This window comes from Consotaella aegiceratis, assembly GCF_036541425.1.
GTDB lineage: Bacteria > Pseudomonadota > Alphaproteobacteria > Rhizobiales > Rhizobiaceae > Consotaella > Consotaella aegiceratis.
In genome coordinates, this window is record NZ_JAZHFT010000063.1 from 1 (window position 1) to 18,298 (window position 18,298).

General features: G+C 61.6%; 12 protein-coding genes. 8 read left to right on the forward strand and 4 right to left on the reverse strand.

Going from position 1 to position 18,298, the window contains the following annotated elements:
- Nucleotides 1–367: 367 nt before the first annotated feature.
- The 3 genes from ptsP to SMD10_RS23315 form a co-directional block, all read right to left on the reverse strand.
- A complete protein-coding gene (ptsP, locus tag SMD10_RS23305; protein WP_331688143.1) occupies nucleotides 368–2,980 on the reverse strand; it encodes a phosphoenolpyruvate--protein phosphotransferase in 2,613 nt (870 codons plus the stop codon).
- A 17-nt stretch (nucleotides 2,981–2,997) separates the two neighbouring features.
- Nucleotides 2,998–4,446: a glycoside hydrolase family 1 protein gene (locus SMD10_RS23310; protein ID WP_331688144.1), complete on the reverse strand. Its 1,449-nt coding sequence runs from the start codon at nucleotides 4,444–4,446 to the stop codon at nucleotides 2,998–3,000.
- 222 nt (nucleotides 4,447–4,668) lie between these two features.
- A complete protein-coding gene (locus tag SMD10_RS23315; RefSeq protein WP_331688145.1) occupies nucleotides 4,669–5,754 on the reverse strand; it encodes a PRD domain-containing protein in 1,086 nt (361 codons plus the stop codon).
- 330 nt (nucleotides 5,755–6,084) lie between these two features.
- Here SMD10_RS23315 and SMD10_RS23320 point away from each other — a divergent pair, with 330 nt between their 5' ends.
- From SMD10_RS23320 to SMD10_RS23335, 4 genes are all read left to right on the forward strand, one after another.
- On the forward strand, nucleotides 6,085–7,542 hold the full coding sequence (locus SMD10_RS23320; RefSeq protein WP_331688146.1) for a PTS transporter subunit EIIC: 1,458 nt from the start codon (nucleotides 6,085–6,087) through the stop codon (nucleotides 7,540–7,542).
- Nucleotides 7,543–8,121: 579 nt separating this feature from the next.
- Nucleotides 8,122–9,780 carry a sulfatase family protein gene (locus tag SMD10_RS23325; RefSeq protein ID WP_331688147.1) on the forward strand — a complete coding sequence of 553 codons (1,659 nt, stop codon included), beginning with the start codon at nucleotides 8,122–8,124 and terminating at the stop codon, nucleotides 9,778–9,780.
- Between the two features lie 338 nt (nucleotides 9,781–10,118).
- A complete protein-coding gene (locus SMD10_RS23330) occupies nucleotides 10,119–11,354 on the forward strand; it encodes an anaerobic sulfatase maturase (RefSeq protein ID WP_331688148.1) in 1,236 nt (411 codons plus the stop codon).
- Between the two features lie 155 nt (nucleotides 11,355–11,509).
- Nucleotides 11,510–12,880, forward strand: coding sequence for a sulfatase family protein (locus SMD10_RS23335; RefSeq protein WP_331688153.1), 1,371 nt, complete (start codon nucleotides 11,510–11,512; stop codon nucleotides 12,878–12,880).
- A 32-nt stretch (nucleotides 12,881–12,912) separates the two neighbouring features.
- Here SMD10_RS23335 and SMD10_RS23340 read toward each other — a convergent pair whose 3' ends face one another.
- Nucleotides 12,913–13,557 carry a TetR/AcrR family transcriptional regulator gene (locus tag SMD10_RS23340; RefSeq protein WP_331688149.1) on the reverse strand — a complete coding sequence of 215 codons (645 nt, stop codon included), beginning with the start codon at nucleotides 13,555–13,557 and terminating at the stop codon, nucleotides 12,913–12,915.
- A 364-nt stretch (nucleotides 13,558–13,921) separates the two neighbouring features.
- Here SMD10_RS23340 and SMD10_RS23345 point away from each other — a divergent pair, with 364 nt between their 5' ends.
- From SMD10_RS23345 to SMD10_RS23360, 4 genes are read left to right on the forward strand one after another with little or no spacing between them, the layout of a single operon-like run.
- Entirely contained in the window at nucleotides 13,922–15,217 is a 1,296-nt protein-coding gene (locus SMD10_RS23345; RefSeq protein ID WP_331688150.1) for an MFS transporter, read from the forward strand.
- Nucleotides 15,218–15,258: 41 nt separating this feature from the next.
- Nucleotides 15,259–17,745, forward strand: coding sequence for a glycoside hydrolase family 3 C-terminal domain-containing protein (locus SMD10_RS23350; protein WP_331688151.1), 2,487 nt, complete (start codon nucleotides 15,259–15,261; stop codon nucleotides 17,743–17,745).
- A 10-nt stretch (nucleotides 17,746–17,755) separates the two neighbouring features.
- Nucleotides 17,756–17,947: a hypothetical protein gene (locus SMD10_RS23355; RefSeq protein ID WP_331688152.1), complete on the forward strand. Its 192-nt coding sequence runs from the start codon at nucleotides 17,756–17,758 to the stop codon at nucleotides 17,945–17,947.
- Between the two features lie 46 nt (nucleotides 17,948–17,993).
- The gene (locus SMD10_RS23360) at nucleotides 17,994–18,197 is read left to right on the forward strand and encodes a transposase (protein WP_432757307.1); all 204 of its coding nucleotides are present in this window, start codon (nucleotides 17,994–17,996) and stop codon (nucleotides 18,195–18,197) included.
- Nucleotides 18,198–18,298 lie beyond the last annotated feature (101 nt).

The window sequence follows — 18,298 nt, forward strand, 5'->3', positions numbered from 1 at the left end:
CAGACGCGACTTGGGGCCCAGGGCATCGGCAGTAGGCGACATGGCGGCGGCTCCTCGAATCAACCGCCGCCATGGAATCAGTCTCTGCGCAACCCGTCACCCAATGTCATTTGAGTTCGGAGCCCTGACATGGACCCGACGGGCGCACTGGGCGGCCCGTCTTCCGACAAAGTGACGCATAGGTACCGTGTGGCTTCGATGTCGGTCCGGCATACACTTCGAGTCGGTCCCAATTGAAGCGACTGCCTATATATTCGGTGAGGCACGATGAGGATTTGAAGCGGAGCACCGCTTCAAATCTCTGTCTGCCGGTTAGTGCCATTTGGACGGTCCGCAGCTTTCGAATTTTGCTTAAGCATTCTGGCCACTAGGCAGATTCGTTTGCCCGTATGTCGCCGCCGATCTTTTGTCGATCGGATCCCACATTGGGGGCTGAAAAGCCAACTTGACCAGACAGCGCCAGCTTTCGGACTGCTGCCGGACTATCCGCTGCGATTGCCCGCATCGCCAGCTCGTGACACGAGTCAAAGCTAAGCTGCGACAACAGTGCCTTGATTTGCGGTATGGCGGACGGCGCAACAGACAGTTCGCGCACGCCGAGGCCGACGAGAATCGACACGGCGATCGGGTCGGACGCGGCGGCGCCGCAGACGGCAACTAGGCGATCGCGCGCTGCCGCTCCTTCGACCGTCATTCGGACCAACCCGAGAACGCCGGGATGCAATGCATCTACCTCTGGCGCCACGGCCGGATTGCCGCGATCCATGGCCAAAGTATACTGCGTTAGATCATTGGTTCCGACCGAGAAGAAGTCGCAAACTGCGGTAAGCTGAGCTGCGGTCACCGCGGCAGCCGGCACCTCGACCATCGCTCCAATCTCGATCGCTTCGCTGCGCCCCAGCGCCTGGCTTTCCTCTTCCACCATGGCGCGCACGGCTGTCATTTCGGCGAGCGAACTGATCATGGGCGCCATGATACGTACCACGCCATAGGGTTTGACCCTGAGGATCGCGCGAATCTGGGTGCGCAACAGCTCTGGCTGAGCAAGACCGACGCGGATGCCACGTAGGCCAAGAAAAGGGTTTTCCTCCGGAAGGATCGGCAAATAGGCGAGCGGCTTGTCGCCTCCGACGTCCAACAGGCGGATGATCAGCGGCCGACCGGCCAATTCATCGGCAAGGGCCTGATATTCGGCAACCTGCTCGTCCTCGCTTGGCGCGGTGGTACGATCGAGAAAGAGAAATTCCGTGCGCAACAGGCCACAGCCCTCCGCGCCCTCGGCTACCGCGAGCTTGCCTTCGCCGGCGTGGCCGAGATTGGCGAAGACCTCGATCCTTGTGCCATCTGCCATGCGACACTCGTTTTGGGCAGCCCGGCGCTGAGCAGACTGATTCTGGCGAAGAAGAGCGATCCTGCTCCGTGCGTCGGCGAGTGCTTCATCCTTCGGATAGACGACAATCCGGCCTTTGCCAGCGTCGACGATAACCGCCGCGCCGTCGGGGATGCGATCGGCTTCGGGGCCGATGGCGACGATCGTCGGAATACCGAGCCCCGCCGCCAGGATGGCGGCATGGGATGTCGGACCGCCGTCGCGCATCAGGATCGCGGCGATATGGCCGGGTGAAACGGCCAATATTTCCGAGGGTAGGATCTCGTCGGCCAAGACGATGCTGCCGACGGCCATCGAAGCCAAGCCGGCGACAGCCCTCTTGCCCGACAGCTCCGCAACGATCTGTGCGGCAATGTCGCGAAGATCGGCGGCACGTTCCGCCATGCGCGGATCGCTCAAACCGGTGAGCGCCCGAGCGTGCTCGGAGCAGGCGGCGTTCCAGGCCCACTCGGCGCTGCGCCCTTCGTCCATCGCCGCCTCCGCCGCTTCGACGAGCGCCGGATCATCGAGGATTTCGCGGTGAGCGGCGGCAATGGCGCCGTGAGCAGTTCCCGCCGTCGGGGCGGTCAGGCGAGCCGCCGCGGCCGCGCGAGCCACGGCGAGGCGGCGGCGCTCCTTTTCCGCGCCATCGCCGTCTCTCGGCAAGTCCATTGCCGCCAGTGCGCGGCGCGAAACAAGGCCGGCGGCGAGGCCGGCGACGGCCGAGCGTCCGATGACGACGGCGTCGTCGCCCGGCGAGAAGGCGGTGAGCGGGGCGAAGGATTCCTGCCGTGCCGCCGCTTCTGCCTTGAGATTCGCTATCTCGGCTTCCGGCGCCGGACCATCGGCAATTGGGTCGCCAAGCCCGGACAGAATGAGGTCGAGCAGGCTATCCGCTGTCGCGTCGGCCCCCGCGCCCTCGATGCGGATCGTCAGATTGTCGCCAAAACGCGTACCGAGCCCCATGAGGGCGACCACGCTCTTAGCGTTGACGGTTTTTCCGTTCAAGCCGACCGTGACTTGGCCGACATGCGCCTTGGCGGCGTCGGCCAGCAGCGCGGCGGGGCGGGCATGAAGGCCATGGGCAATGAGGAGGGGCACCGTAAGTTCGGCTGCCTCGTCCCCATTTTCCGGGGCACTGTCCGTTTCGTTCACCGCTTCGATCGTCAGGATCGGATCTCCAAAGGAGACCTTGCCATCGGTGGCGACAGAACCGGCTTGGAATACGTCGCTATTGGCGACGACCATCATCGAGATCATCGACGTCACCTGCAGCCGGATGCGGGCGATATCGAAGCTGACGAGGCGCTCGCCGGACGTCACGCGCTGCCCGTCTGCGACATGGACGGTGAAGCCAGCACCCCCCAGATTAACGGTGTCGACGCCGAGATGGATCAGAAGTTCAGCGCCGTTGTCGGCGCGCACTGTCAGCGCGTGACCGGCTGCGTGCGGGGCCACAATTGTGCCGGCACAGGGTGCGCGCAATTCACCCACGGTAGGATCGACCGCGATGCCTTTGCCCAGCGCGCCGCTGGCAAAAACGGGATCGGGCGATTCTTCGAGGGCCAGCGCACGGCCGGTGAAGGGAGAAAGCAGTTTCAAGACGGACACGTCGGATCTCTTGCGGTTCAGTCGGCTATCGGTTGATTATCGTCGTGCGAAAACAGACAGGCGGCACTGCTGGCGATGATGCGGCGATAGCTGTGGAAGCTCGCCTTGCGGCGGCGGTTCAGCGTTCCGCGTCCCTCGTTATCCTTGTCGACATAGACGAAGCCGTAACGTTTTTTCATCTCGCCCGTGCCGGCGCTGACGATGTCGATCGGACCCCACCACGTGTAGCCGATCACCTTGCAGCCGTCGGCGACAGCCTCGCCCAGCGCGCGGACATGGGCTTCCAGATAGGCGATCCGCGCGCTGTCCTCGATACGGCCGTCAGGCCGGATCTCGTCCCGGCCGCCATAGCCGTTTTCGACGATGAATAGCGGCTTGCAATAGCGATCCCAAAGCTCGTTGCACACGGTGCGAAGCCCCTTGGCGTCGATCGGCCAGCCCCATTCGGTCTTCTCCAGATAGGGGTTCTCCTTGCCCGCAATGCCGCCGGTGTGGCCGATGATCGGCATGCCCGCCCGGAACGTGGAGGTGAAATAGTAGCTGAAGCTGAGATAATCGGAGGGATGGCGTGCAATGAGGTCGAGGTCGCCCTCCGCCATGTCCACCTTGATGCTATTCTCGGCGAAGACGCGGGACATGTAGGTGGGATAGGCACCGCGCAGCAGGACGTCGGAAAAGAACAGGCTGCGCCGCCGTGCCTGAAGCGTGGCAAAGACGTCATCCGGCGCGCATGTGGCGGGATAAATGCCGCCGAGCTGCAGCATGGCGCCCATCTGGCCGCCCGGAACTATTTCATGACAGGCCTTGGTCGCCAACGCCGACGCCACGAACATGTTGTGCGCGGCCTGATAGATCCGGCTCAGCCGCTCGGCCGCCGGCAGATCCTTCGGCAGTTCTAACGCCGCGGCGGGCAGCGGCATCATCGCCGTGTGATTGATCTCGTTGAAGCCGATCCAATAGCGGACCTTGGAAGCATAACGGGCAAGGACCACCCGGACATAGCGCTCGAAAAGTTCGAGGAGCGCCCGATTCGACCAGCCGCCGTAGGTTCGGACCAGATTGAGCGGCGTTTCATAGTGCGACAGCGTTATGACCGGCTCGATTCCGTACTTGCGAAGCTCGTCGAAGAAGCTGTCGTAGAAGGCGAGGCCTGCTTCGTTGGGCTCGGCTTCATCGCCATTGGGAAAAATACGGCTCCATGCAATGGACGTTCTGAGGCATTTGAACCCCATTTCGGCAAAGAGTGCGATGTCTTCGCGATAGCGATGATAGAAGTCGACCGCCTCGTGACTAGCATAGTATTTTGCAGGATCGACCTGAGCGTCGGCCGTGCCCGAGGCGATGCCGCCGCGAACGACGTCAGGGAGAGCGACGCCCTTGCCGTCTTCGTTCCATGCCCCCTCCGCCTGGTTGGCGGCGACGGCTCCGCCCCAAAGAAAGTCGGCGGGAAAATGCGGTACTGACATGACGAGCCTCGTTTGCGATTGGCCGGGCGCTTTCAGTGTCGATAGCGCTCGGCAGGTGTGGGCCGTTGCGGTGCGGTATAGGCAACAAAAAACCCGAGCCGCCGGTGTCCCCGGTTCGGCTCGGGTTTTGCCCGCTCACGCAGTCACAATCCCGATTGTGCGATCGTCTCGCTGTTCGGCCGCAGTGCTAACGACGGCCAGGTGTCGCTGTCAAGCCGCGGATCACTCCACGCCTTGGTTCGGCTCTTGGGGTTGGGCGACCGCCTCTTGCGAGGTCATGCGCTGGATGTGCAGAGCGATATAGACCGTTTCGTCGTCGCGGATCTGCCAGCCCATCTTGTCGCGCAGATACCCCGCCACATGCTCGGCACAGGCAAAGGCGCGCGGCTCCTCATATCGGAAGGATTTCGCCAATTCCGAAATCAGCGGCGCGTGATGCTTGCCGCCAAGATGGCTGAGAAACAGGTAGCGCAGATGGGTTGCGAAACGGGCCTGGCTGAGCGAGGGACGTTCGACGAAGGAGAGGCCGTAATCATCTTCGATGATCGCCAGGATGTCGCGGATGAGCCGTGCCGTGCGCACCGCTTGACTGAGATTTTTGGCCCCTACTTGAGCGTTCACGAAGTGCAGGGCCAGCGGTAGCGCCTCGCTCCGCGGCAGTTTGACGCCCGCATGCTGGTGAATTAGGTCGAGCGCGTGGAAGCCGAGATTGACCTCGCGCACATAAAGGAGGCGCACCTCCCATTCCAACGGATCGTCGAGGGATTCGGCGGCGGCGGCACGCCGCAACGCGATCGATATGTGGTCGGCCAGCGCGACCGCCGCATGCTGATTGAGCTGCAGGCCGAACCGGGGGCCGAGCGCCAGAATCTCTTCCGCGATGGCGATGAGCTCCGACGGAATATCCGCCAGCGTTCGCGCTAGCTGTTCCGGCCCGCCGGCGACGCCGGTCGCTTCGGGATAATAGCGCCGTTCGACCAGCTTGGGGTCGAGCCGGTCGTCCGGTTTCATTTGAAAGGCCACGCCGCGCCCCTGCACCACCAGTTCGCGGCCGGCATCGTCCTGGGCCAGGGCGACGTTATTGTTAAATATCTTGACGATACGCACGGGAGGAATATCCCTTCGCTCTGCATTTTTCCTTGCGGATCGCCGCCTCCTCCCAGACCGTAAACGCCCTGGCACAGCCCTGTGCCCGAGAATTTGGGCACAAAAAAACCTGACTCCGCCGCTCGCACGGTTCGGACCCAGGTTTTGCCCGCCGTAGCGGTTACAATCCTTAGTCGATTTTAGTCCGACCAGTTGCGACATGCAATCCCACGATCGGGGCGGTGGCTGGCCAAAAGACCCACTATTGCCGATGTATCCTCGCGGCATCAAAAGGCGCGGCCTTTCGCCTCAGCAAGACGAGAAAACCAAGCTTGACCGATCGAGAAAGGCTTCGATAAGGTCGCGCAAACTGGCGCTGCGCCAGACCGTGGGAACAGGATTGTAACCGTTACGGCGGGCAAAACCTGGGTTCGGCTTCTCGGCCGGCTCAGGTTTTTTTTTGCCTTCGCTTCCGCCTGTCGGTCGGCGAGCCGGTCCTGCCGCCTCTTGCAGCGCCCAGAACAGCTGATCTGTCGAGAGAGGAGGACCCCGGTGAGTTCTGATTTGCAAGAGCGCTCGAAGGCTATGGACCTCAAGGAGCGAGCGCGGGCCATCGTTGCCGCAGTGGGCGGAGAGAGGAACGTGGTAGCGCTCGTCCATTGCGCCACCAGGCTGCGTTTCACGCTCAAGGATGAAAGCTTGGCCGAAAAGGCGAAGCTGCAGGCGATCCCCGGAGTCGTCGCCGTCGTGCAGAGCGGCGGTCAGTACCAAGTGGTTATCGGCAATACGGTGCCCGACGTCTTCGTCGCCATCGGCGAAGTGTCGAACATCGACAGCGGAGGCAAGGCGACCGTCGAGCAGACCGAGGCAGCGGTGGCCAGCGAATCCGCTACGGAGGAAGCCCATCAGTCCGCCGCCGTCTGGACGCCGAAGCAGTTCCTCGACAGCGCGATCGCCACAATCTCCGGCATCTTCGCTCCGATGCTGTCCGTCCTTTGCGGCGGCGGCATGCTCAAGGGCATCCTACTGGTTCTTCTCACCCTCGGCTGGATCGACAAGAGCTCGGGCAACTACATCGTCCTCAACGCGGCCTCCGACAGCGTCTTCTACTTTCTGCCGATGATCCTCGCCGTCACCTCGGCACGGCGCTTTGGCGGAAATGTCTATGTCGCCATGGTGATCGCCGGCGCACTGATCTATCCGGACATCATCGCGCTCGCCCACGACAAGCAGACGATCCGGTTGCTGGGCATCACCTTCGTCCCGATCGCCTATTCCTCGACGGTCATCCCGATCATCCTATCGGTCTATGCGATGACCAAGCTGGAGAAGCTATCGAACCGCGTGATGCACGAGTCCGTGCGACCCTTCATGACGCCGCTCGTCAGCATCGCGGTGACCGTGCCCGCGGCGTTGCTGATCATCGGCCCCGTCGCCACGGTCCTCAGCAACGGCCTCGCCAACGGCTATCTCTGGGTCTTCGGTATCAACCCGATCCTTGCCGGCGCCGCGGCCGGCGGTCTGTGGCAGATCCTGGTGATCTTCGGCCTCCATTGGGGCTTCATCCCCATCATCATCAACAATATCGCCACCTTCGGGCGGGACAGCTTCAAGGCGGCAACGGCGCCTTCGGTCTTCGCCCAGGCCGGTGCCATGCTCGGCGTCTTCCTGAAGACCCGCGATCCGCAACTGAAGGCGCTGGCCGGGGCCGCGGCGGCGGCCGGTATCTTCGGCATCACCGAGCCCGGCGTCTATGGCGTCACCTTGCGCTACAAGCGCCCCTTCATCATCGGAGTGATCCTCTCGACGATCGGCGGCGGTGTCGTGGCCGGCGCCGGCGCCGCGGCCATCGCCATGGGGCCGCCCAGCCTGCTGACGCTGCCGGTCTTCATGGGGCAGGGTTTTGTGACGCTGATCGTGACATGCCTCGCCGCCTATGTCGGCTCGGCCGTCCTGACCTTCCTCTTCGGCTATCACGACGGGATGCTCCCGGCCGAACGCAAGGCCTGAACATCCTTTGCGCGCGAGCGGATCGCCGCCCGCGCGTCGACCCCCGGGCCGCAGGGGATGCGGCCAGACCGCCGGTCGTGGGACCGGCGGCGCCAACCGATCCTCGTCCAATCGGCCGTCTCCATCGCGGCTTCCGGCCCAGGTGGCAGTGACAGAGCGCACCCCTGGAACCGGGCGAAAGATGGATTAGAAATTTACCGATCGATCGGTAGAATATTTAGTGGGAAGCCAGGGCGACGCCGGCAACTGAGTCGTCTCTGTCACCTAAAGAGGAGGGGCATGGTTGCCCAGGGGGCGCCATGCTGGATGCAACGATGGCCCTATTGTCGGATCGCCTGCGGCTTTGTTCGTGCTCGCGATTGGGAGGCTGCCATTCGGATCGTCCGATAGCTGGCCGCTCGGGCGCCATCGGTTCGTCGAGCCTGCCTCTCTTCTTCTCGACAGTTTTGCCCGCGCCGCCGGTGACGGGATGTTCGTGGTGCGCAAGCGCCGGCTTTGGACGGCAGGATTTGCCGCGTCCTCGCATTTGCGGGCGCGTGGCGCCGACGCCGTCCTCCATCGGTTGAAGGAGTATCGACGATGAAATGGAAGACATGCCTCGCGGGCGCTGCCGCGCTCGTGGTTTGCGCGGGCTCGGCCGGCGCTCTCGCTCAGACGCAGACCGCCTCCGAAGCCCCGGGCGCCGGACAGCAGCGCAACATCATCTTCGTGCTGTTGGACGATCTTCGTTTCGACGGCATGGGCTTTCTTCAGCCCAAGCTGAAGACGCCGAACATCGACGCGATGGCCGCGCAGGGTACCTATTTCCCCAACGCGATCGTCACCTCATCGCTCTGTTCCCCGAGCCGTGCCACGATCCTTACCGGCCTGACGGCGCGCAACCACCGTGTGGTCGACAACAACGACAGCTCCGAGGAAGGGCTCACCTTCTTTCCTGCCTACATGCAGGAAGAGGGATACCAGACCGCCTTCGTCGGCAAGTGGCACATGGGAATGAGCACCGACGCGCCGCGTCCGGGGTTCGACGAGTGGGTGAGCTTCAAAGGCCAGGGCTATTACGGCCCGACCGACAACATGTCGCCGGAACAAGTCAGCAAGGGCCTGCGGCATATGCTGAACGTCAATGGCAAGGAGGTGGAGCAGAAGGGCTACATCACCGACGAACTGACCGATTACGCCATGGATTGGCTGGAGAACGGGCGCGACGCTTCCAAGCCCTTCTTCCTGTATCTCAGCCATAAGGCGGTTCATTCCGATCCCATCCCGCCGGAGCGCTACAAAACCCAGTACGCCGACGTCTCCTTCGATATCCCCGCGAGTGCTGCGGACACCGAAGAGAACCGTGAAGGCAAGCCGATGTGGGTGCAGAACCAGCGCGACAGCTGGCATGGCATCGACTCGTTCTTTGCCAAAGACCTGAAGATGACCGACTATCTGAAGGACTACTACGCGACGTTGTCCGCGGTCGATGACAGCCTTGGCCGGATCATGACCTACATCCACGACAACGGTCTCGACCAAAAGACGATGATCGTCTTCTATAGCGACAACGGCTTTCTGATCGGCGACCATGGCCTGATCGACAAGCGCAACGCCTATGAGGGTTCGGTGCGCGTGCCGATGGTCGTCTGGGCACCGGGCCTCGTCGAGGCGGGCGCCACCAATCCCGCCGTGGTGCGCAATCTCGACCTGGCGCCGACCTTCGTCGATCTCGCCGGAGGCGAGGAGCCATCGCAGTTCGAGGGCGTAAGCATCGTCCCGCTCCTGTCCGGCCAGGTGAAGCCGGAGGATTGGAAGGCGCCGGACTTTGTCTATGAGTATTATTGGGAGTGGACGTTCCCGATGACGCCGACGACCTTCGCCATCGAGCGGGATCGGGTCAAGTACATCCAGTATCACGGCGTGTGGGATATCGAAGAGATCTACGATCTCAACAACGACCCCGACGAAATGCACAATCTCATCGATGATCCGGCGTATTTCGACAGGAAGATCGAGTTGCGCAAAGCGCTCTTCCAGCAGCTGGCCGACACGAACGGCCTGCACAACATCCCCTATACGGCGCGCACCTCGCAGGGTGTTTCCCAGCGCAGCCTGAAGGGGCGCGAGGCAGCACCCTTCCCCGAGAAGTGGCTGGTTCCCGCCAACCGGCCCGGCCGCCTCAACGACGTCTTCGCCGACACACCGGCGAAGATGAAGGCCGAGGAGGAAGGCAAAGCCTACTTCCCCATCCGGTAGGCGGAACAGTCGCTGCGGTCGGGCTGTCCTCCCTCCCGGCCGCCCGCCGCGATTGCGGCGAGGTGATCTCGCCGCAATCGCCTCATGCCGCCGAGCCGGAAGCAACCGGCAACGCTTCCGGCTCGGCAAGAGGCTCCAGCGCCGCTCGGTCCAGCCGCCTGGCCTCTGAAAACGATGCTTTCGAAGGCCGCGCGGGTATCATTCCCGACCCTGCAGGGCGGGTCTCCGACCAAGCCGCCTGCGGGAGCCCCGCCAGGGTGCGCACCCTGCCTCCGACATGTGTCCAGCGATCGTTTCGCCGTACGCCGCCCGGTTACCCAGTCGAACGGAAAAGCACCATGATTGCCGCCCCCCATCCTTTCCAGATCATGGCCAAGCCGATCGGCCCACGCTGCAATCTCGACTGCACCTATTGCTACTATCTCGAGAAGGAGCGGCTCTATCCAGAGACCAAACGCTTCACCATGAGCGAGGCGGTGCTCGAAGCCTTCGTCAAGAACCATATCGCCTCGCAGTCGATCTTCGGTCTTCCCGAGATCGAGTTCGTCTGGCAAGGCGGCGAACCGACCATGCTGGGCATCGACTTCTTTCGCAAGGCGGTGGCGTTCCAGAAGGAATACGTGCCGTCCGGCACCCTCATCAAGAACTCGCTGCAGACCAACGGCACCCTCCTGGACGCCGAATGGGCGCGGTTCTTCAAGGACAACGGCTTTCTGATCGGCTTCAGCATCGACGGGCCGCAGGACCTGCACGACGCCTATCGCGTCGACCGTGCGGAAAGGGGCAGTTTTGCCAAGGTCATGGCCGGGCTCGAACATCTCCAGGCCCACGGCGTCGACTACAACACGCTGACCGTCGTCAACCGACGCAACTCGCAGGCGGCGCGCGAGGTCTACCGTTTCCTCAAGAAGATCGGCTCGCGCTACATGCAGTTCATCCCGCTGGTCGAACGCAGTGCCGACGGCGAAACGCTCGCCGGCGCGCCGCAGATCGACGAGGATGGGGTCGAATACAAGGTGACGCCGTGGAGCGTGTTGCCGCGCACCTATGGCGATTTCCTGTGCGCGATCTTCGACGACTGGATCGCCGCCGATGTGGGCGAGGTCTTCGTCCAGTTCTTCGAGGTGCAGTTGGGGCTCTGGCTGGGCCAGCCCGCGAGGCTGTGCTGGTACGCAGAAACCTGCGGCAACGCGCTGGTGATAGAGCACAACGGCGATCTCTACGCCTGCGACCATTATGTCTATCCGCAGTTTCGCCTCGGCAACGTCATGGACACGCCGGCCGCGATCTTGGCCAACAGTGCCGAGCAGAAGCGCTTCGGCGAGGCGAAGCGGGAGACCCTGCCGCGGCAGTGCCGTGAATGCGAATACCGTTTCGCCTGCCACGGCGCCTGCCCGAAACAGCGTTTCCTGAAGACGAGCGATGGCGAGCCGGGGCTCAGCTATTATTGCCGCTCGCACCTTCGCTTCTTCCGCCATGCCGCCCCGAAGCTGCGCGCGATGGCCGAGCTTTACCGCCAGGGCCGCCCCATTGCCGACATCATGGCGACGCCCGCTTCTGGCCGGAAGGCCTGAACGCCGCCCTAGCAATCCCTCACCCAAATAGCCGTCTAGACAAGGACAGTCCCATGCGGAAACGTGATTTTCTGACCGGCGCCGCCACAACGGCCGCTGTAAGCGTTCTTCCTATCGGATATCCGACGTGGGCTGAGGGCGCGCCCGATCGGCCGATGAATCTTCTGTTCCTGACGGCCGATGATCTCGACTATTCCCTGATCGGGTTCATCAAGGGGGATGAAGACAACATCACTCCCAACCTGGGCAGGCTCGCCGCACGGTCCCATCGTTTCGTCAACAATCGCACGGTGGCGCCGATCTGCATGCCGTCGCGTGAGGCGATGATGTCCGGTCTGATGCCGCATCGCAGCGGCGCCATCGGTTTCGTGCCGATCAACGAGGGCGTGCCGACGTTGGTGACGCGGCTTCAGGAAGCCGGCTACTTCACCGCGGCGATCCACAAAATCGATCACATGAGGCCGGCGAGCTGCTTCCCCTGGGCCTATGAGCAGAACGGGAAGGACCGGCACACCGGCGTCTATGCCGACGGCGTGCGCGTGGCGATCACGGAGGCAAAAGCGCAGAACAAGCCGTTCTTCGTCAACTGCAACCTCAACGATCCGCATCGCCCCTTCTACGGCAGCCCCCAAGCGGCCGAGATGGATCACGGTAACGAGGGCGCCTACGGCATCGACAAGGAGATCGAGCCAGAGGAGGTGACGGTTCCTCCGTTCCTCGACGATCTTCCCGACATCCGGAAGGAGCTCGCCCAGTATTGGAACAGCGTCCAGCGCATGGACAAGACGCTGGGAAAGGTCCTCGCCGCCCTTGAGGAAAGCGGCGAGGCGGACAATACGATCGTCCTCTTCTGCGCCGACCACGGCATGCCGTTCCCCTTCGCCAAGGCCACCTGCTACGATCACGGAACGCGCGTGCCGGCTTTTCTGTCCTTTCCGGGCATGGGCGAGCCGCGCAGCTTCAACGCGATGACGGCGAACATCGACATCCTGCCGACGCTGCTGGAACTCCTCCAGGTCGAGGCGCCCGGGGAGCTCGATGGACAGTCATGGGGGCCTTTGATCGAGGGTCGATCGGAAGAGATTCGTGATTTCCTGTTCACCACGCTCGACCATGTTTCCAGCGGCATGAACTACCCCGCGCGGGCTATCCAGGATCACGAATTTAGCCTGATCTTCATGGCGTGGTCCGATAGCAAGCTTGCCATGAAATTAGAGAGTATGTGGGGCTTGACCTTCGAAGCCATGAGCAAGGCTGCGGAGACCGATCCGGTGATCGCCGCTCGCGTGGACCAATATGTTTATGGAGTCCCTTTGGCCTTCTATGATCTCCAAAAAGATCCAGGCCAACGCCGAAATGTCATTGACGAGCCAGCCTATGGCGAAGCGGTTGAGAAGATGAAGATGCGGCTTCTCGACGAACTCGAGCGGACAGGCGATCCTCAGTTCGAGAATTACCGCAGTATCCTTGCCGGAGGCCACACCGAGGTCAAACAGGACCCCAAGAAATATCGGATCCGCGAGTGATTCAAGCCATGCTGGGGCACCGTCGTTGCAGGCTATTGCTGTATGCATATGGAATGGATCAAACGGTCGATATAGGCATCGATGATTGCGACAATGTCGACCGTCTCCGGCTCCCTTAACCAAAGCACCTGAACGCCGTCCCACACGCCGATGATCTCGATTGCCAACCTGGCCGGATCGATGTCCCCGCGCAATTCGCCCTTGTCCATGCCGGCGCGCAAAGCCTCGGACATAATGCCGCCGACATATTTTGAACGACGTTGGAACCAGCTCAGCGCCGGGTGTCCCGCAAGCAGGCTTTCGGCGTTCAAAATTGCGAAGGCACGCACGACTTCAACGATGCGTCTGTTGCGGCGCACTGTCCGGCGGACGTTTTCGAACATGTGCCGCCAGTCGCGGATCGGCTCTTCGAAGAGCGCTACCGTCTCAATGTCCCGCTGTTCCAAGATGGCCAATAAAAGGTCGGCCTTCGTCGGGAAATAATGGAGAAGGCCGGGCAGCGAGAGGCCGACTTCTTTGGCGATGTTGGCAATCGATGCGTTTTCGTAGCCGTCCCGGCTGTAGATCCGCATCGCCGCATCAAGGATTTCCTCGCGGCGCTGCCGTCCCTTTGCCGAGCGACGGGTATTGGTTTCGACCAGGGTCTTACTGCCTGTCATCTTTTTGGCAGGGTTCATGCCGTATATTTCTTTTCGTAGGTCATGAAGAAGGCAATAGCGAAACCAGTCTGCCGACACCAGTCCAACTCGGACCTGTCATGCCGCCGTTCCGCGCAGCAATCGAGCCAATCGCACAGAGCCTCCAGCGCCGGTGCATGTCGAATTCCGATCTGCCCTGCGTCAAATTCGCCATCCGTTTTCGGTAAACCCCGATTATCAGCGCTCGGGCGGATCAGCGTCCCGATTATGCGCCCAAATCGATTTGTCAAACTACCGATTCATTGGTAGGTAATTCTAGCTGTGAAGTGTGAGTTTGCGTCAGGCTCTGACGCACGGAGAGAGGCGTCACAGCCAGTCTAATCTGTGCGAACTGGGAGGCGATATGACGATCGATACAATAAATTCCCTCGGGAGCGACGCGGTCAGGACTGACCCACGCGACCCAGCGCGGTCTGTCAGCGCGGGCTTCATAGTGGGTTACGGAATTGCCTATGTCGGTCTGTTCACGGCATTGATGACGCCTGTCGCCATCACAATGGCCATCCGCATCAGTGCTATCGATACGGTCGGCAAGGGCGCGAGCCTTGGCACGATTCTTGGTATCGGCGCCTTATTTGCTCTTATCGCCAATCCGTTGTTCGGCCAGATTTCCGATATAACCACATCCCGCTTCGGCCGACGGCGGCCTTGGCTGTTCCTGGGTACGTTGATCGGCCTCGCCTGCGCGCTGGTAATCGCCGCCAGCGATAGCCTGTTCATCATCGGCCTCGCCTGGTGCATTTCGCAGATCGCTTATAACGCGGCATTGGCGGCAATCGTCGCCGTCGTTCCGGACCGTGTTCCTGAGTGCCAGCGCGGCAAGATTTCGGCGATCTCCGGCATGGGCGTTTATCTCGCGATTTTGATCGGAAGCGCCATTCTGTCGTTGGTGGGGCCGCAGGGCGTCGGGATGTTCTTGTGGCCTGCCTTGATTGGCTTCCTCGCCGTCAACCTCTTTGCCTTCTTCCTCAATGACAAGGTCATAAACCGGTCGCAAGCTCGCCGAGGCTCTTTGCTCACGGAGCTGGGCTCGGCTTTCTGGGTAAATCCCCGCAAAGCCCCCGATTTCGCTTGGGCGTGGTTCAGTCGCTTTCTGTTGTTTCTGGGCGTCGCGGTTCTGCTCACCTACCAAGTCTATTATCTGACCGACCATCTTAAAGTTGAGCAGGACCGAATTGGTCAGCTGATGTTTTTTTCCACTCTGGTCACGGCGGTTTGCGTGGTCCTGTCTTCATCGGCCTCCGGCTGGCTCTCCGACCGCTGGAAGCGCCGCAAGATCTTCGTTTTCGCGGCCGCCGTCGTTTACGCGATAGGCCTTGCCGTCATCACTGCGGCAAGCGCCGTCCCTCTCTTTCTCGTCGGCATCGCTGTGTCGTCGCTGGGGCTTGGAGTCTACATGGCTGTCGATCAGGCGCTCGTCGTCGACGTTTTGCCTGACCGCGAGACCAACGCAGGCAAAAACATGGGTGTTCTGAACATCGCCAATGCTGTGCCGCAGTCGATCGCCCCCGCCGTCGCCCCGCTGATCCTCAGCATCGGGTCACCGACAGCATCAAATTATCCGCTTCTTTTCGCGGTCGCCGCCGCCTGCGCATTTCTTGGCGCTCTCGCGATCGCTCCGGTCAAAGGTGTCCGCTGATTTCAGCGGTCTGCCCTGCATTTATGGAATGAGGCCAGTTGATGGATATTCGAGATAAGAGCAGAATCAAGTCACTGCTCGATCAGATGACGTTGGAAGAAAAGGTTTCACTTCTGGCGGGTGAGGACTTTTGGACTACCGTTGCCGTGCCGCGGCTGGGTATTCCCAAGGTCAAGGTTTCCGATGGCCCGAACGGTGCGCGGGGCGGCGGTTCATTGGCCGATGGCGTCAAGGCAGCATGCTTCCCGGCCGGCATCGCTATCGGGGCCACGTGGAATCCCGCTCTTGTACAGGAAATGGGCGTGGCTCTGGCTCAGGAGGCTAAGACAAAGGGGGCTCGCGTCCTGCTCGCGCCCACGGTCAATATCGACCGCAGCGGTCTCAACGGGCGAAATTTCGAGTGCTATTCGGAGGATCCGACTCTTAGCGCCGCTCTCAGCGTCGCCTATGTGACCGGAGTGCAGAGTGAGGGCGTCGCCGCAACGATCAAGCACTTCGTCGGCAACGAGTCGGAGTTCGAGCGCCAGACGATGTCCTCCGATATCGATGAGCGGTCCTTGCGGGAGATCTATCTGCCGCCCTTCGAAGCTGCAGTAAAGGAGGCTGGGGTTTGGGCCGTGATGTCCTCCTACAATCGCCTCAATGGAACGTATGCAAGCGAAAACCCTTGGTTGCTGACCACTGTTCTACGGGCGGAATGGTCCTTTGACGGCATCGTCATGTCCGACTGGTTCGGCTCCCATTCGACCGCTGCGACCGTGGAAGCCGGCCTTGATCTCGAAATGCCTGGTCCGACGCGCCATCGCGGCGAAAAGCTGGTGGCGGCAGTCCGGGAAGGGGCGGTGGCCCTGGAGACGATCGATCACTCGACCGGACGAATTCTCACCTTGATCGATCGTGTTGGCGCCTTCGATGACCCGACGATCCCCGAGGAGCGCGCGCTCGACCGCGTGGAGCATCAGGCACTGATTCGCCGGCTCGGCGCCGAAGCGGCCGTCCTTCTGAAGAACGATGGCATCCTGCCCCTTCACAAGGACAGTATCGGTCGGCTTGCGGTGCTGGGGCCTAACGCGGCGGTGGCGCGCATCATGGGTGGCGGCAGTGCCCAGATAAACGCACATCGCAAGGTCAGCCCTCTCGACGGACTGCGTGAGGCGCTGGAAACCGATGCGATGATTCTCTACGGTGCTGGTTGTGGCAATGATCGGCTAACGCGGGCCCTCTCTTCCCCGATGACTGTCGACTTCTTCGCTGGCCCAGATTGTCGGGGCGATCTTCTGGCTAGGCGCACTTCCGAATCCAGTGACTTCTTCTGGTTTGATCTGCCGCGAGAGGTCGATCCGCGCGATTTTTCTGTCGCCATCACGGCCCCGTTCACGCCCGACGAAGATGGCGAATATCGTTTCGGTCTCACCAATGCGGGCTTTGCCAAACTTTATGTCGATGGCAAGCTTCTCGTTGATGGCGAAACCGACTGGACGCGCGGCGAAAACTTCTTCGGCATGGGCAATAACGAACGGCGCATGACCATGCCTCTCGTTGCCAATGAGGCCCGCGAAGTGCGTGTCGAATACCGCTCCCGGCAGATCGAGGGCGACGAACTCGACGTCAGCGCGGTTCGCTTCGGTGTCGAAAAGGTTTTGGGGGATGCCGAACTTGAGGCAGCTGTCCAGCTGGCAAGTGATGCCGATGTCGCGCTGGTCTTTGTCGGGCGCAACGGCGACTGGGATACGGAAGGGCTCGATCTTCCGGATATGCGCTTACCGGGCCGCCAGGACGAACTGGTTTCACGCGTCGCCGCTGTCAATCCGCGTACGGTGGTAGTGCTTCAAACCGGCGGACCTATCGAAATGCCTTGGTTCGGTGATGTCGCCGCCGTCCTCGAAGCCTGGTATCCAGGCCAGGAGGCAGGCCATGCCATCGCCGACGTGCTATTCGGCTTGGCCGAGCCTGGTGGCCGCTTGGCGCAGACTTTTCCCAAGACGATGGGTGATGGTGCAACCTTCACCGGCGATCCGCTTACCTATCCTGGTGCGAATGGTCACGTGCGCTACGACGAAGGAATTTATGTCGGTTACCGCCATTTCGACAAAAGGGCGGTGGAGCCAGCGCTCCCGTTCGGTTTCGGTCTCAGCTACACGAGCTTTTCGTGGAGCGAGCCACATCTTTCCGATCCGACGCTCAAGGACGGCAGGCTCTCCATCGAAATTGACGTAATCAACACTGGCGTGCGGCCGGGCTCGGATGTCGTCCAGCTCTATGTCAGTCCGAGGGATCCGAAGGTAGATCGTCCGACAAAGGAGTTGCGCGCCTTTGCCAAGCTTCACCTCGCGCCAGCCGAGAAAGCGACCGCCAAGATGGCCCTGCGCCAGCGCGACTTCGCTTATTTCGATGTCGAGGCCAAGACGTTCCGGGCCGATGCCGGGGCCTACGATTTGCTCATTGCGCGCGATGCGGCGACGGTCGTCTCTCGCGCCACGGTAGTGCTGGAAGACGACTGGGTCGAGAGACTTCAGACGCAAGCATAAGAGGAGGGAGATGATGCAGATCGATCGACGTTGTTTTTTGGCAGCGGCAGAAAGCGGCTTTGGCGTCGCCTTGTCGCAAAAATCTGCATTCTACGATGACATCGGTGCGTTGAGGGGGCGGGTCATCCGCACGCCCAATCTCGATCGGATGGCGCGCGAAGGGCCGAGAGACCGTTTGAGAAAGGGTTTTGTGTGGGTCTGATTTGTGGTTCACCCTTTGGATGTGGACACGACAGACCCGAGCGAGAATGGCTTCGATCGCGCGCAAGACGAAGCGCTATCCAACTGATCTGACGGATGCGGAGTGGACGATGATCGCGCCGCTTCTGCCGAAACCGGCAAAGCGCGGACGCAAGCCGAGCGTCGACATGCGCGAGATCGTCAGCGCAATCCGCTACATGACGCGCAGTGGCGGCGGCTGGCGGCCAGGGGGATCGCATTTGGGAATTTGAATTGGCATTTGTTGGTTGAATGGAATCGGATGAGGGCCTGGCTCTGAGAGGAGAAGGCCGATGTCCTGGTTCACGGCGAGCTTTGCCGAGGTTCCGGATCC